This window comes from Vibrio salilacus (assembly GCF_002811245.1).
GTDB classification, from domain to species: domain Bacteria; phylum Pseudomonadota; class Gammaproteobacteria; order Enterobacterales; family Vibrionaceae; genus Vibrio; species Vibrio salilacus.
In genome coordinates, this window is sequence record NZ_NIVQ01000018.1 from 19,902 (window position 1) to 35,494 (window position 15,593).

Annotated in this window: 10 protein-coding genes and 1 pseudogene; 7 read left to right on the forward strand and 4 right to left on the reverse strand. The window is 45.5% G+C overall.

Going from position 1 to position 15,593, the window contains the following annotated elements; translation table 11 throughout:
* Window positions 1–411 precede the first annotated feature (411 nt).
* Window positions 412–1,662 carry an SGNH/GDSL hydrolase family protein gene (locus tag CDZ87_RS12550; RefSeq protein WP_100753849.1) on the forward strand — a complete coding sequence of 417 codons (1,251 nt, stop codon included), beginning with the start codon at window positions 412–414 and terminating at the stop codon, window positions 1,660–1,662.
* A 56-nt stretch (window positions 1,663–1,718) separates the two neighbouring features.
* On the opposite strand, the gene CDZ87_RS12555 is transcribed toward CDZ87_RS12550, so the two are convergent.
* Both CDZ87_RS12555 and CDZ87_RS12560 read right to left on the reverse strand, forming a co-directional pair.
* Entirely contained in the window at window positions 1,719–2,138 is a 420-nt protein-coding gene (locus CDZ87_RS12555; protein WP_100753850.1) for a VOC family protein, read from the reverse strand.
* Window positions 2,139–2,310: 172 nt separating this feature from the next.
* Window positions 2,311–4,671 (reverse strand): Lon protease family protein, encoded by a 2,361-nt coding sequence (locus tag CDZ87_RS12560; protein WP_100753851.1) that lies wholly within the window; start codon window positions 4,669–4,671, stop codon window positions 2,311–2,313.
* Window positions 4,672–4,873: 202 nt separating this feature from the next.
* Between CDZ87_RS12560 and CDZ87_RS12565 the strand changes: the two genes are divergently transcribed.
* The gene (locus tag CDZ87_RS12565; protein ID WP_100753852.1) at window positions 4,874–5,368 is read left to right on the forward strand and encodes a hypothetical protein; all 495 of its coding nucleotides are present in this window, start codon (window positions 4,874–4,876) and stop codon (window positions 5,366–5,368) included.
* Between the two features lie 16 nt (window positions 5,369–5,384).
* A pseudogene (locus tag CDZ87_RS17235) lies at window positions 5,385–5,528 on the forward strand (ATP-binding cassette domain-containing protein); the annotation flags it as partial.
* Between the two features lie 69 nt (window positions 5,529–5,597).
* Here CDZ87_RS17235 and CDZ87_RS12575 read toward each other — a convergent pair.
* Complete coding sequence (locus tag CDZ87_RS12575; RefSeq protein ID WP_100753853.1) at window positions 5,598–6,497, reverse strand: LysR family transcriptional regulator; 900 nt, start codon at window positions 6,495–6,497, stop codon at window positions 5,598–5,600.
* Between the two features lie 155 nt (window positions 6,498–6,652).
* On the opposite strand from CDZ87_RS12575, the gene CDZ87_RS12580 reads away from it, so the two are divergent.
* From CDZ87_RS12580 to CDZ87_RS12595, 4 genes are all read left to right on the forward strand, one after another.
* Entirely contained in the window at window positions 6,653–8,341 is a 1,689-nt protein-coding gene (locus tag CDZ87_RS12580; RefSeq protein WP_100753854.1) for an L-lactate permease, read from the forward strand.
* A 154-nt stretch (window positions 8,342–8,495) separates the two neighbouring features.
* Complete coding sequence (lldD, locus tag CDZ87_RS12585) at window positions 8,496–9,632, forward strand: FMN-dependent L-lactate dehydrogenase LldD (protein ID WP_100753855.1); 1,137 nt, start codon at window positions 8,496–8,498, stop codon at window positions 9,630–9,632.
* Window positions 9,633–9,734: 102 nt separating this feature from the next.
* On the forward strand, window positions 9,735–12,572 hold the full coding sequence (locus tag CDZ87_RS12590) for an FAD-binding and (Fe-S)-binding domain-containing protein (protein WP_100753856.1): 2,838 nt from the start codon (window positions 9,735–9,737) through the stop codon (window positions 12,570–12,572).
* A gap of 134 nt (window positions 12,573–12,706) precedes the next feature.
* Window positions 12,707–13,324, forward strand: coding sequence for a lipase/acyltransferase domain-containing protein (locus CDZ87_RS12595; RefSeq protein WP_100753857.1), 618 nt, complete (start codon window positions 12,707–12,709; stop codon window positions 13,322–13,324).
* Between the two features lie 56 nt (window positions 13,325–13,380).
* On the opposite strand, the gene CDZ87_RS12600 is transcribed toward CDZ87_RS12595, so the two are convergent.
* Entirely contained in the window at window positions 13,381–15,582 is a 2,202-nt protein-coding gene (locus tag CDZ87_RS12600; RefSeq protein WP_100753858.1) for an insulinase family protein, read from the reverse strand.
* Window positions 15,583–15,593 lie beyond the last annotated feature (11 nt).

A 15,593-nucleotide genomic window follows, 5' to 3' on the forward strand; every position in this document is an offset into this window, starting at 1 on the left:
TTTGGAGCACTTAAGGCGTGCTCCTTCACTAGCGCATTGTTACTGATATGCCAATAGGGTGACTGGTAATTTCTTCACCACCAATCTCTATTGTTGCTTATTGAGCTATATTTTTGGCTGTGCGTTATCCCCTTCCTACTTGAAGCTGCAGTGGTGTTGGTACCTTCACTCACACCAATCACATAGTCTATCTATGCTCATGGAGATTCACTCGCTTACCGCCTACCTGAAACTCCAATTAGTTTAGGTAAAGCAATATAATTTATTATTGAGTACGATTGTTGATAGAAATATTACTAAAATTTGATCTTGGTTCATCGTAGAGCGATTAAATGCATCAATTTTTTGACTGATAAATGAGGGTTATGTAATAAATGTAGAGTATAAGCTCTATATGTAGGACTGAAATTTATGAAAAGTACCCTCCTGATCCTAGCAAGTATTGGTCTCATCAATAGCACAAATATTTTAGCGGAAGAACCGTTGGTCAGCGTTGAAAGAATAAACGGTTCTGAGCTCGACTTCGAACACAATAAGCAAACCTATACCTTTGTGCGCTGCTGGTATCGTCCAGCACAAACCCACGACGATCCTGCCACAAGTTGGGAATGGGCACTGGATAAAAATGGGGATTACTACACGATTGAGGGCTACTGGTGGTCATCAGTCTCTTTGAAGAATATGTTTTATACCACCACTTCACAGCAAACCATAAAGCAGCGTTGTGAGGAGACCCTTGATGTCGACCATGATACTGCCGATATTCTCTACTATGCCGCTGATCATCGTCTATCTTACAATCACTCTATCTGGACAAACGAAGCCCATACGGGTGACACAGTCAACCGTATTGTTGCCTTTGGTGACAGTTTATCTGATACTGGTAACTTGTTTAATGGTTCTCAGTGGGTATTTCCAAACTCAAATTCGTGGTTCTTAGGCCACTTTTCTAACGGATTAGTATGGACTGAATATCTTGCGAAAAGTCAGCAACTGCCCGTTTATAACTGGGCGGTGGGTGGTGCTGCAGGGACCAACCAATATGTTGCATTAACCGGCATTTATGACCAAGTCACTTCATACCTAACCTATATGGAGAAGACAAAAAATTACGATCCTGCCAATGTCTTATTTACGCTTGCATTTGGACTTAACGACTTTATTAATTACAACCGCGAAGTCCGCGATGTAAAAGCGGATCTGAGTAGTGCCCTCATTCGACTCACAGATTCTGGCGCGCAACACCTGATATTATTGACGCTTCCCGATGCGACTAAAGCGCCACAATATAAGTACTCGACGCAGCAAGAAATCGACAAAGTTCAAGCCAAAATTGTTGAGTTTAATCAGTTTATCGCTGAACAAGCGCAATTATATACAGATAAAGGGGTAAATGTTCTCTTATTCGATACATATACCCTATTCGAGCAAATCACCAGTAACCCGCAACAGCATGGTTTCGAAAACGCCACTGATGCATGTTTAGATATCAACCGTAGTTCAGCTAAAGACTACTTGTTGCGTCATAATTTTACCAATGACTGTGCCTATCATGGATCAGATAAGTACGTGTTTTGGGGCGTGACTCACCCGACGACTGCTGTACATAAGTACATTGCCGACAACATCATCGCCAATGATGTGAGTCAGTTTCCTTTTTAAGCGATCTCGTCAACTTACAAGGCGAGCATATGAGTGGCTCGCCTTAGTTATAAGGTTTAACTTGATAAATTTCGCTCTTTTGGGTTATCACTTAAATATTCAACGAATTCAACCTCAAAACCTGCAGGATCAAGGTAGTAGACGTTCTTGCGATAAGCGTCGATAGAGCCTCCTTTTGCGATTTGATAACCCGCTTGGCTTAATCTCGCCTTCATAGCGTCAAGGTTATTCGTCACGAAAGCAAAATGTGCAAGACCGACTTGATGTCCTGACAGCTCACGGTTTTCACCTTCGCCATGATCACTCAAGGCTAAATATTGGTATTCGTCACCAAAATGGAGCCAGTTTCTCGACTTGCCATACCATTCACCTTGACCTTCATCACGCACAAACCAATGTGGAAAAGCCGCTTGATAAAAAGCCAAAGTGGTTGGGATATCCCTTACCACCAAATTAATGTGTTCAAGTTGAAGCATACTGTCTCCTTAACATTTACTCGTCTCAACACCACTGATGTTAAAACCTCAAGTTAGGTTTAGGTAAAGCAATTAATTCAACTTATTTAAATTTTTTATATCAGTGTCTGTGAGGGGCCTAAAAACAACAAAGCGAACCAAACGGTTCGCTTTAATTTGTTACGCTAGCGGACTACTTTCGCAATGCGTTAAGCTTAGCCTGAGCAATGCCGAACACGGTATCAATCGGGTAGCTTCCCTCATCACTGGCTACGCCTGCTGATTTACCGGTGAATAATTCTATCGCTTCGGTAACATGGTCAATCGCCCAGATATGAAATTCACCTTTGTCGACGGCTTTCACCACGTCAGCACGCAACATTAAGTTATGCATGTTAGAACGCGGAATAATAACTCCTTGTTCAGAACTGCGACCTTTAATGCCACAGACATCAAAGAACCCTTCGATCTTCTCGTTAACCCCACCAATAGGTTGCGCTTCACCGAACTGGTTCATCGAACCGGTTATCGCAATATCTTGACGATTAGGTTGCTTCGAAAATGCCGACACTACTGCACAAAATTCGGCCATACTGGCACTATCGCCATCGACGCCACCATACGATTGCTCGAAAGTAATGGTCGTACTTAAAGGAACTTTAGCCGTTTTGCCAAACACCGAAGACAAGTAAGCACTTAAGATCATCACACCTTTAGAGTGAATACTGCCCCCCAAATCAACACTGCGCTCAATATCGATCACCTCTCCGTCACCATAGCAGGTGGTGGCGGTAATTCGATTTGGTGCACCAAACATATATTCACTGGTACTCAGTACCGACAGCGCGTTGACCTGACCGATGGCTTCTCCGTAGGTGTGAATCAACGTCGTGCCGTTAACAAAGCTCTCCATTACGCTGTCTTTTAAACGGCTAATTCTGAGCTCTTGATTACCTAGCGCCTCTTCAACGTGACTGGAACGAATCATGTTCGAGTTAGCTTGCTTGGCCACATAGTTTGACTCACGTAGAAGGTTGGCAATATTGGCTGAGTGTAGTGAAATTTTCTTCTGATCCCCTACCAAGCGAGAGCTATGTTCGATGATGCGCGCAATCGCCTTTTTATCACAATGCAACATACCGTTGTCATTAACGACACTTGAGATGAAACGTGCATATTGAAGCTCTGAGTCAGCATCACGCTTCATCTCGTCTTCAAAATCCGCCGTGACTCTAAACAGTTCGCTGAACTCCGGATCGTAATGTTGCAACAACTGATAAGTACGGTAGTCACCAAACAAAATAATTTTCACATCGAGTGGAATAGGCTCGGGATCTAAAGAGACGGTCCCTGTTAGCGTCACCTCTTTTTCGAGCGAAGTTAAACTAAGTTGGCGCGCCCTTAACGCTCGCTTAAGCCCATCCCATACATAGGGTTGCTCAAGTACTTTTTGAGCGTCCATCAGTAGCACACCGCCATTGGCTTTGTGTAGACTGCCCGGACGAATCAATGAAAAGTCGGTGAATACTGTGCCTTTAAAAGTTGCTGTCTCAATGTACCCAAACAAAGTGTGATAATTAGGGTTTTCTTCCACTACAATCGGCAGTACTTGATCTTTACGGCTTACCAATACGTTAATCTTGTATCGACGAGGTAATTTTTTATCCAATGATGCCGTCGCCACTTCTCCCTGCTCAGCACTTTGATCAAGAAAAATATCCGCATTTTCAACAATATCTTGTTGCAATTCAGTCAGGTATGATTTTATTGCAGGATAACGAGCATAATCTTTTTTTAGCTGTTTGATAAAGTGTGTGATGACATCAAGCGTCACTTCATCGTTAAGCTTTTTAATTTTCTCACTGTAGGTTTCTTCCCATTCAGTGAGTTGGCGGACCATGTTTCTTAGTTGAATTTCAAGTTCATCAATGGTGGTGCCAAACTCCTCTTGTTTCTTTTTACTTAATGCATCGAAAGATTCCTCACTGTGCATCTCTTCACCATCCATAGCAACAAATTGATAATCGCCTTGGGTAGTAATGGTCAAACTGATCCCTTTTGCTTTCGCCTCCTTGCTGATTTGTTCTAGCTCCGCTTCTTGTTTTGCTGCCAGCTGGTTTTTGAGCTTATCGGCTCGGCTATAGTAAAGTTCGTTATCAAACGCGAGCGGCATCGCGTTGTTAAGCTTAGCCATGAGCTTTTCAATATCTTGACGAAACTTATTCCCAACTCCGCATGGAAGCTTGAGCACTCTTGGGGTACGAATATCTTCAAAGTTCGCCACGTAACACCAATCATAAAGAGCGTTGGCATCATGTTGATGGCGATTCAAATAGCGTAAAATCATTGTCCGCTTGCCCAGTCCATTTTGACCGATGGCGTAAATGTTGTACCCTTTCTCTTTGATAGACATGGCGAACTCTACTGCCTTCTGAGCTCGCTCTTGCCCAACGATTTCATCGATAGGTGCCAACTCTTTTGTCGACTTGCTTTGTAACTTTTCAAGTTCAGCAGATCGATATAACTGGCTTGTTTCAAGTCTTTGAATAGTCATCACTCTATCCTTGTTGTTATTTTCCTGTGATCTTTAGTTTAGGTTAGTTTTTATTATATTTTAGTGACTTACAGCCAATTCACGTTTAAGTGGCTAAATTTCAAACAAATCCCCACACCCATGATACAAATGATATTTATTTGCATTTGATATTAAATTGCATTTAAATGTAATTATAACTTGTAGGTGGAGTAATAAAGGTATGAATTTACATCAGTGTTGGGCGAACTACCTAAAAGCCGAACAACTTTTAGAACAAGGGCATTGGCCGGAAGCACACTATTTATACGACCTGGTTTTAAGTCATCTTCCTAACCACTTACAACATGCTGTAACAGACCAAGCAACCAAACCATGCCAATTAAGATGTCTAATAACTGGTTTACGTGGTGCTGCCATCTCACAATCTGAAATCTTAAATAAAATGGGCCAACATCAGCAGACGTTTGATCTTCTCAATCAGACCTACGCGCATCTGCAGTTTGTTTCGATCGAGTCATCTAGAGCTGTCGATGCCACACAAACGGTTCTCCACCAACAATGTGAAGATCTACTCAAACACATTGCGGCCTTTTGCTGCTCACAACGCAGTGCCGAGTGGATGATAGAGCTCGAGAACGTGCAAAAAGCCCATCACTATTTTTCGACTCTTAAACACTACAACGCCGCCATGGAGGGCGCCTATACCGTTAATTAATAAGGATATATCATGCCGAAAACAACGTATGAGCCGAGCACGCAAGGCGTTAGAAAAAGTACGATTAGATACACGTTCAATTAACCGTTATCCGCATGAGTTCTCTGGCGGTCAGCGTCAACGTATCGCCATCGCTCGAGCATTAATTCTCGACACAAGCCGCCTAAACTAAAAGTATATTCGGTTTGGCCGCCGATAAAGCCGACGCATGGATGCGTCGGCTGTTTTTTTAAAAATAATGAGAAATCGCTAAATATCGCGTGCGAATATGCTCAATGAGTGATTTGACTTTGTTCGGCGGTTGTCGAGTAAAAGGATAGACCGCATAGATCCCGAGTCGCTTACCCACTTGCTCTGGAAACAGATCAACCAATTGCCCATTACGTAGATCATGATAGACCAAGCACCTTGGAACGTAGGCGATACCATGCCCGCCCAGTGCCGCCTTCCTTAATGCAGTCGCGTTATCGGTCGAAAACGATCCCGAGACCCTGACAATATAGTTATCTTCTTTCGCTTTAAACTCCCATTCGCATGCGCCTGTAGTTTGATAAGCGTATTGCAAGCAATTATGTTGGGTTAAATCTTGCGGTTCGTAGGGTTTTCCATTTCGGGCGATATAAGAGGGAGAGGCGCACACCACCCATTGTGAATCGAGGATATGGCGAGCAATTAAACTTGAGTCTTCAAGGTATCCGGTACGAATGACCAAATCGTAGCCTCCTGCAACTAAGTCGACAAAGCGATTGTCGAGTGACATATCAACTGATAAACCAGGATGAAGATTGCAAAATTCTGCTACGGCGTCTGCCAGGATGAGATCTCCCGAAATCGAAGGAACAGACATTTTGATATGACCGCTGACGTTCTCACCAAAGCCCGACACGGCATCCATCGCCTCTTGAGCGGCTAGCTTCACATTTTTTGCACCATGTGTTAACGCTTTACCTGCTTCTGTTAACGTTAATTTACGTGTGGTTCGATATAATAATTGAACGCCAATTTCTTGCTCTAAACGGGCGATTCTCTTACTAACTACCGAATTTGTAAGATTATTTATTTCAGCTACCTTGCTAAAACTGCCAAGCTCTACCACTTGGGAAAAAAGAATTAAGTCATCTGCACGCATTTATTATGTCATTTTTGGAATTAATTATTTTCATTATTTCCCTATATCAATAAAAAATAAAGGGGTAAATTCACCTATAATTAACAAACTCATCACAAATATAAAATCCAAGAGACTCTCCAGAGTCCTAACTGAAGAATGTAAAGGACATACCAATGAGTGAAACCCTGCTAGCTCTCGTGGCCTTCTCACCGATAGTGGTGGCTGCCATACTTCTCGTCGGACTGAATTGGCCGGCAAAACGGGCGATGCCGATCGCCTTCGGCCTGACTGTTGTCATCGCGTTGTTCGCGTGGGACATGTCGACAACTCGTGTACTCGCGTCGGTATTTCAAGGACTCGGTATTACCATTTCCGTTCTATGGATCGTATTTGGTGCCATTTTCTTGCTCAACACGCTCAAACATACTGGCGCAATTTCGACCATTCGTAATGGATTCACCAATATTTCCCCTGATAGACGAGTTCAAGCCATCATTATTGCTTGGTGTTTTGGCTCTTTTATTGAAGGTGCTTCTGGCTTTGGTACGCCCGCCGCCATCGCCGCACCACTATTGGTTGCTATCGGCTTCCCTGCAATGGCCGCCGTGCTAATGGGTATGATGATTCAATCAACGCCGGTATCATTTGGCGCCGTTGGCACGCCGATTATTGTCGGTGTAAACAAAGGCCTTGATACACACAATATTAGTCAAGCCCTGTTGGCCAATGGTTCAACATGGGATGCCTACCTACAACAAATCACCTCAAGCGTTGCACTGATCCACGCCTGTGTTGGTACGATGATTCCTGTTCTTATGGCGATGATGCTTACTCGTTTCTTTGGCAAAAATAAGAGTTGGACAGAAGGCATCGATATTCTGCCGTTTGCGATATTTGCCGGCCTAGCCTTTACTATTCCCTACGCACTGACGGGAGTCTTCCTCGGGGCAGAATTTCCATCATTAATCGGTGGTTTGGTTGGCCTGTCTGTTGTTGTCTCAGCAGCAAAACGGGGCTTTCTTGTGCCAAAATCAACTTGGGACTTTGAGGATGAAAAGAACTGGCCAGTAGAATGGCTTGGTTCACTCAAAATTGAACTTGATGACGTAAAAGGCAAACCAATGGCGATGGCACTGGCGTGGCTTCCTTATGTTCTACTTGCTATCGTGCTGGTTGCAAGCCGAGTTAGCGCCGATTTCAAAGCGATGTTGACAAGTGTAAGTCTCTCATTTAACAACATTTTAGGTGAAACGGGTATTAGTACCGCCATCCAACCTTTGTATTTACCCGGTGGTATCTTAGTGTTCGTAGCACTGGTTGCCGTTGTACTGCAGTCGCGCAGTGCCACTCCATTAATCAAAGCGTTTGGTGAATCGAGTAAGACCTTAATTGGCGCAGGGTTTGTCTTAGTGTTCACTATTCCAATGGTGAGAATTTTTATTAATTCAGGTATTAATGGCGCCGATTTGGCCAGTATGCCGGTCACGACAGCAAACTTCGCCGCCGGATTAGTTGGTGATGCCTTCCCTGCACTCAGTGCCACTGTCGGGGCGTTAGGCGCCTTCATCGCCGGTTCAAACACCGTGTCTAATATGATGTTTAGTCAGTTCCAGTTCGAGGTTGCGCAAACGTTGACTATCTCAAGTGCCGTTGTGGTTGCTCTCCAAGCGGTTGGTGCGGCAGCGGGCAATATGATAGCCATTCATAACGTGGTTGCAGCGTCAGCGACGGTGGGCCTACTTGGCCGTGAAGGCGCTACATTACGTAAAACCATCATTCCAACTATTTATTATTTGTTTGTCACCGGTCTTATCGGTCTGTTTGCTATCTACGGCCTACATATTACCGACGCACTGATGTAATGACTGATGGCGTTAATACTCTTCTCGCCTAACAAAAGCCTGCGAATGTGAACACGCTAGCAAAACCTGAGTATTAGCGCCGCCCCTTTCAGATGTCGACCATACTAAGCCATCAACAGAAAGGTGTCGTATAACCCATTAATAGGATTGAATTATGATCATCTCTGCTTCTACTGATTATCGTGCTGCAGCCAAAGCAAAACTGCCTCCTTTTCTCTTTCACTATATTGATGGCGGATCTTATGGTGAACACACGCTAAGGAAGAACACCGAGGATCTTGCCGAAATTGCATTAAAACAACGCGTACTGAAAGACATGCAAGACCTTAGTCTTGAGACAGAAATTTTTGGTGAAAAGTTTGCGATGCCGATCGCGCTTGCCCCAGTTGGCTTGACAGGTATGTATGCAAGGCGTGGTGAAGTTCAAGCAGCCAAAGCCGCCGAAAATAAAGGCATCCCATTCACCATGTCTACGGTATCTGTATGCCCGATTGAAGAAGTCGCACCTGTTATCGAGCGTCCGATGTGGTTCCAACTGTACGTACTTAAAGATCGCGGCTTTATGAAAAATGTTCTTGAGCGCGCTAAAGCTGCTGGCGTGACAACTCTTGTGTTTACCGTCGATATGCCAGTGCCTGGCGCTCGTTATCGCGATATGCATTCAGGAATGAGCGGGCCAAACGCGGCAATGCGCCGAGTCTTCCAGGCCATACGTCACCCTCGCTGGGCCGTCGATGTTGGCTTGCTTGGTAAGCCACACGACTTGGGTAATATTTCCACTTACCGCGGTGAGCCGACCAAACTTGAAGACTATATTGGCTGGCTAGGCAATAATTTCGATCCTTCGATCTCTTGGCAAGATCTTGAGTGGATTCGTGAGTTCTGGGACGGCCCCATGGTAATTAAAGGCATATTGGATGAGCAAGACGCTAAAGATGCTGTCACTTTTGGCGCAGATGGCATTGTGGTCTCCAACCACGGTGGTCGTCAGTTAGATGGTGTGCTTTCAACCGCTAAGGCATTACCTAATATTGCGGATGCGGTAAAGGGCGATCTGAAGATATTTGTTGACTCAGGGATCCGCACAGGACTAGATGTGGTACGGATGCTAGCACTTGGCGCTGATTGTACCTTACTGGGACGATCGTTTATTTATGCGCTTGCCGCTCAAGGCCAAGCTGGCGTCGAAAACTTACTCGACCTGTATGAAAAAGAGATGCGCGTTGCCATGACGCTAACTGGTGCGAAAAGTATTCACGATCTAAATCGCCAGTCACTGGTCAACATTTAATAAATCAACAAGGTGTCACAGAAAATCCAACTACGCTGTGACACTTTTTTACTACTGACAGCAAAAAAATATAACGTCAGTAGCAAGCACAAGGAAGCCAACATGTCGCAGCACATTAACGATAATGCCTATCAACAACTTGAGTCACTGTTCGCCGTCGAGATTGAAGCTAAACGCATCATCACCGAACAAGCAAAACGTTTAGCTTATGGTACTGACGCCAGTTTCTATCGTTTGGTTCCAAAGATTGTGCTGCGGTTAAACAGTCTCGATGAGGTGACTTACGCTATCCAATGTTGCCGCGAGATGAACGTTCACTTTACCTTTCGCGCCGCAGGTACCAGTTTGTCTGGTCAGGCGGTATCCGACTCTGTGCTCATCACATTAACCGATGACTGGCGCGGTCATAAAATTCTTGATAACGGTAATAAAATCGTTTTGCAACCGGGCGTGATTGGCGCTGACGCCAATAAATACCTTGCCCCATTCAAACGAAAAATTGGCCCCGATCCGGCATCGATTAACACTTGCAAAATTGGTGGTATCGCGGCTAATAACGCCAGCGGCATGTGCTGTGGCACGGCGCAAAACTCCTACCGAACCCTCGACAGTATCAAAGTGGTATTTAGCGACGGAACTCTGCTTGATACTGGCTGCTCTGACAGCATTGCCGCCTTCCGAGTTGCACGTCCAGACATCATTGAAGGATTAACCGAACTGGTGGAACAAACTCAAGCGAATACTGAGCTCAGTGACCGCATTCACCACAAGTATCGTCTTAAAAATACCACCGGCTATGCACTGAATGCGTTGGTTGATTTTAACGATCCAATTGAAGTCCTTGAACACCTAATGATCGGGTCTGAAGGGACGTTAGGCTTTATTGCTGAAATCACTTATAACACCGTAATTGAACACAATTACAAAGCCTCTTCACTTCTAGTTTTTGCCAACATTGAAGAAGCATGTCGAGCGGTCACCACACTATCAAAAACGCCTGTCGCAGCGGTCGAGTTAATGGATGGGCGTGCGCTGCGCTCCGTTGCCGATAAACCCGGCATGCCAAAGTTTATTCAACACCTTGACCTTGAAGCTGCCGCACTTTTGGTTGAAACCCACGCCAGCGAACAAGCTAGTATTGATGTCCAGTGTGAGCAAATTCTCGCGGCATTGTCGCCATACACCATCATCGAGTCCGTGCCTTTCACCTTAGATGCCAACATGGTTGCGACGCTTTGGGGAATTCGCAAAGGCATGTTCCCAGCGGTGGGCGCCGTTCGTGAAGTTGGCACGACAGTGATCATTGAAGATGTTGCATTTCCAGTTGAAAACCTCGCCAATGGCGTGCGCGATCTGCAAGCACTATTTGACAAGTACCACTACAGCGAAGCGATCATTTTTGGTCACGCCCTTGAGGGCAACTTACACTTTGTCTTTACTCAAGGCTTTGATTCGCAGCAAGAGATAAATCGCTACGGTCAGTTCATGGATGATGTCGCCGAGTTAGTTGCGGTTAAGTACCAAGGTTCACTAAAAGCCGAACACGGAACTGGTCGCAATATGGCGCCTTATGTCGAGCTCGAATGGGGACAAGATGGTTATCAGCTAATGCAGAGAATCAAGGCCCTGTTTGATCCACAAGGTTTACTTAATCCAGGCGTGATTATAAATGACAATCCACACTCGCATATTGAAAATTTGAAACCAATGCCCGCCGCTGACGATCTGGTTGACCGTTGTATCGAATGTGGCTTCTGTGAACCAGTTTGCCCGTCTCGGACGCTCACGCTATCACCACGTCAGCGAATTGTTTTATACCGAGAATTACAGCGCCGCCGAGCGGCTGGTGAAGAGACAGCAGCAACAGAACTTGAACAGATTTTCGAGTACCAAGGTATTGATACCTGCGCCGCAACTGGCCTGTGTGCAGAACGCTGCCCAGTTGGGATTAACACCGGCGATTTAATTAAACAGCTGCGCACCGCTAAGTATCAAAAGTTCACCCCGATCGCTAAATGGACGGCGGATCACTTCGCTACCACGACCTCACTCACTCGCGCTTCTCTCAAAGCTAACCAGATTGCGGTTAATGTGATCGGCGAGCGCGCGGTGGCAGGCCTGACCAACAGTATTCGCAAGCTCAGCGGCAACACCACCCCTATTTGGCTACCAGAAACACCGCAAGCCAACAGCCATAAACTTGAAAAGTCGATGGAGTTGCTGGTTCGCTCCGATAAAAAGGTGGTCTACCTGCCCTCTTGTGCTTCTCGTACCATGAGCCAGCAATCCGATGCGCAAGATCAACGTAGTCTGACTGAAGTGACACTGTCACTTATTAAAAAGGCGGGATTTGAAGTGATCATTCCCGACAAGCTCAATGACCAGTGCTGTGGTATGCCGTACGACAGCAAAGGAATGAAGGAGATCGCTGCATCAAAAGCCCAACAACTCGAGAATGCTTTATGGCAAGCTAGCTACGAAGGCGAATACCCTGTACTGATCGACACCAGTCCATGTGCCAAGCGAAGCATCGAGACCTTCAGCAAACCGATGGAAATCCTCGAACCAACAGGTTTTGTCTCTAAATATCTTTTGCAGCATTTGGCCATTTTACCTAAAGATGAAACCGTTATGCTCCATGTCACCTGCAGCTCACGTCGTATGGGATTAGAAAACGATATGTTAGTCCTTGCAAAAGCATGTGTTACTGACGTGGTTGTTCCTGAGCACATCTCTTGTTGCGGCTGGGCGGGGGACAAAGGCTTCATCACCCCAGAGCTCAATAAAGCGGCGGTAGACACATTAAAACAGCAAGTTCCGTCAGGTTGCTCTCGTGGCTTTAGTAACAGTCGAACCTGTGAAATTGGGCTCTCTCACCATAGCGGCATCCCCTATCAATCGTTGTTATATTTGGTTGATGAAGTCAGCACACCGTTATAATCCGGTCCTTTAATCTCTGCGGGCGCTGCCATACGGCTAGCCCGATAAAAAGTTGCATCCAGCGCAACAGTTTTTAATGCTTTTCACCTGTGAAAGTGATTAGATACTGTTTAAGAGGTTATCGGGAGAGTCGCATGAAAGTCATTATCTTACACGGTCTGTATATGCACGGAATGGTAATGAAGCCACTTAGTTATAAACTCAGTGGTATGGGCTATCAAACTCAAGTGCTAACCTATAATAGCTTGGCCATTGATGAGCAACGCGTGTTCAGTGATATTGACCAAGCACTGAGTTTAAAAGAGCCCAATGTACTGGTAGGCCACAGTCTTGGCGGCCTGATTATCAAACACTATCTCAAGGCACGACGTCCATCGGTTCGCAAAATTTCACATGTGGTCGCGATAGGCTCTCCTCTGCAAGGCGCTTCCATCGCATCACGCATCGAAGAGTTAGGAATGGGCGTTATTCTTGGTAATGCCCCTGATTTTGGTTTAACCGAGCACGAAGAAGAGTGGGATTTTGTTCAGAAACTTGGCAGTATTGCGGGCACCCTACCAATAGGAGCGCGTTCAATACTGCTTCAGGGCGATCAAAAACGTTCGGATGGCACCGTCACCGTTGAAGAAACTAAAATTCCTGGCATGACTGATCATATAGAGATCTACAATAGTCACACGAGCTTAATCTACGGCTCAGCTACTCTAGAGCAAATCCATCACTTCATTCAGCGCAGTCATTTTAAACATTAAATTAGTCATTCTAAGCATTAAAAAAGCAGCGACTGGTCGCTGCTTTTAGGGTTAGATTACGCTTTAGGCGTGAGCGTGTATTTAGTTATCAAGCTCGCGCGCCCAAATGACTCTTCAATCCGCTCTTGTATCTCATCAAGCGTTATTGACTGTGTCATCATGTCAACATCTTGCAATGCCTCTAAGCCATACTCATGAACCAAGTACCGCGCATAAAACCAAGCGCGTTGAACAGGATCATCCGCTAAAGGATCAAGCGCCACAGCAAGTTGTTTGGCAACCAGATCAACATCTTGCTGCGTTACGTTATCTAGAAGGCCTTGCATCACTTTAGCGACAGCCTTATCAATCTTGTCGATATCTTGCGGTGCGACTTGAGCCTCGATGAACCAATCAGTGCTGGCCTCCCCATCGAGTGAGATACTGTAAGCATCAGGCGCATAGTCTAGGCCAAGTTCTTCACGCACATAGTCATTCAGGCGCTTGGCAAGTAAGCGCTGAATCATATCGTCAATAAATGCAAGACGTGCCGTTGTTATCGATGCATTAGGATTGGTTGAACGTAGCAGATAGAAACTGTTCTCTTCATTGTAGATCGGCATATCAACACGAGCTTGCGGACTACGCTGATAATCAGCCAGTAGTTTAGCTGCCTTGCCCTGTTGCAGTGGAATGGCCCCGACATAATACTTGATTAAAGGTTCAAGCTCTTGTTCCGTCATATCAGCAATCACCACCAGCTTGTTGTTACGGTTGACCGAAAACAGTTGTTGGTACACTTGGTGAATTTGCGCGTCATTGACCATCGCCACTTCAGGCGCGGTGGTCATACGATGGAAACTTGATGGCAGGTAACTGTTTTGGTTAATCGCTTTATTCCACTGACCGATAGGGGTTTCTAGGTCGCTTTGTCGCTCTTCAATCACCTCACGCTTAACCACCTCAAGCTGTCGAGTATCAACCTTCGCGTTAGTCACCGCGTTGAAGATAACATTAAGTGAATCTGCGAGGTTTTTCTTCGTAGTACCGACCTCAAGGCCATGATGACTCAGCCCGACAAATGGATACACCTCAATCGACTGCCGCGTCAGAAACGCATCAAATTCGCTGCCAGAGAACTCACCGATACCACTTCGACTAATCACGCTCGGAGCTAACCCATGAGCTGCATACAGTTCACTATCTAACGCCGCTTTGCCACCCTGGCTAATGTAAACCATATGGACGAAATCGCCTGCGTTTTTATCACGTTCAAACCACACTTCTACCCCATTGGAGAGTGTCCACACAGTAAAACCTGGTCGTTGATCTTTACTGACAATATCACCGCCACTTAAGGGATTACTCAACTGATCGACTTGAGCGGTTAACATCACGGGTTCCACCCCAGCAATATCAAAGCTCGCACGTAGTTGAGGGAGCTGTTTGGTCAATGTGGCAACCGCTTGATCATTCTCTGCTGCCAGAAGCAGTACTTTCTCTTGAGTCAGCAGGGTTTGAATGCGTTGATTGATCCGTTCAGGCGTCGCAAGCGCTAAAAATTCATCTAAACTGCGTTGATAGTCGGCTTTAGATTGATTTGCGCTCGACTGCGTTATTGAAGCGACCATGCTTTGTACCGCGTCAATGGTGCTTTGCTGTTGCCAATTGTAATCAAGGTTCTCTGCCTGTAGAACATAACCTGCTAAACCAGTTTGATACTCTTGTTTACTGACACCAAAATCGCGCAGCGCTGCGAGTGTAGAGACAACCAATTGTTGAGCTTGTTGATGCTCTTGTTCTGCAAAAGCCGCTGACAAATAGGTGTAACGGCGGTAGTTAATATAATCACTTGTGACGACAAGTCCTTGCAAGGGGATCGCAGCAGCATTGAATTCTTTGTCAAGACGATTGAAAATCAGCGATTGAGCAAGTTCATCAAGCCACAATTGATGCTGTTGACCACGTAACTTAACGATTGACGTTCCTCTATCAATCAAAACACTGATGCTTGGCGAGTCATATTGGCCGACTTCAGCGACATAATCGTCAACCTTGAGTACGATGTCTTGATTACGTTTGTTTGATGCCTGATTGTTTGCCGACCAACTGGCGAACTTCGCTTCAATTAACGCCTTCGCCTCTTCGCGAGTTATGTCCCCACTAATCACAATTTGTGCATATTGTGGCTGATACCAAGTTTGGTAAAAGTCACGAATCGAATCAGCGCTGGCATTTTGAACCGACTCTTTTGTCCCTACAGGGTCCCACAGAGCCAAGGGGGTATCAG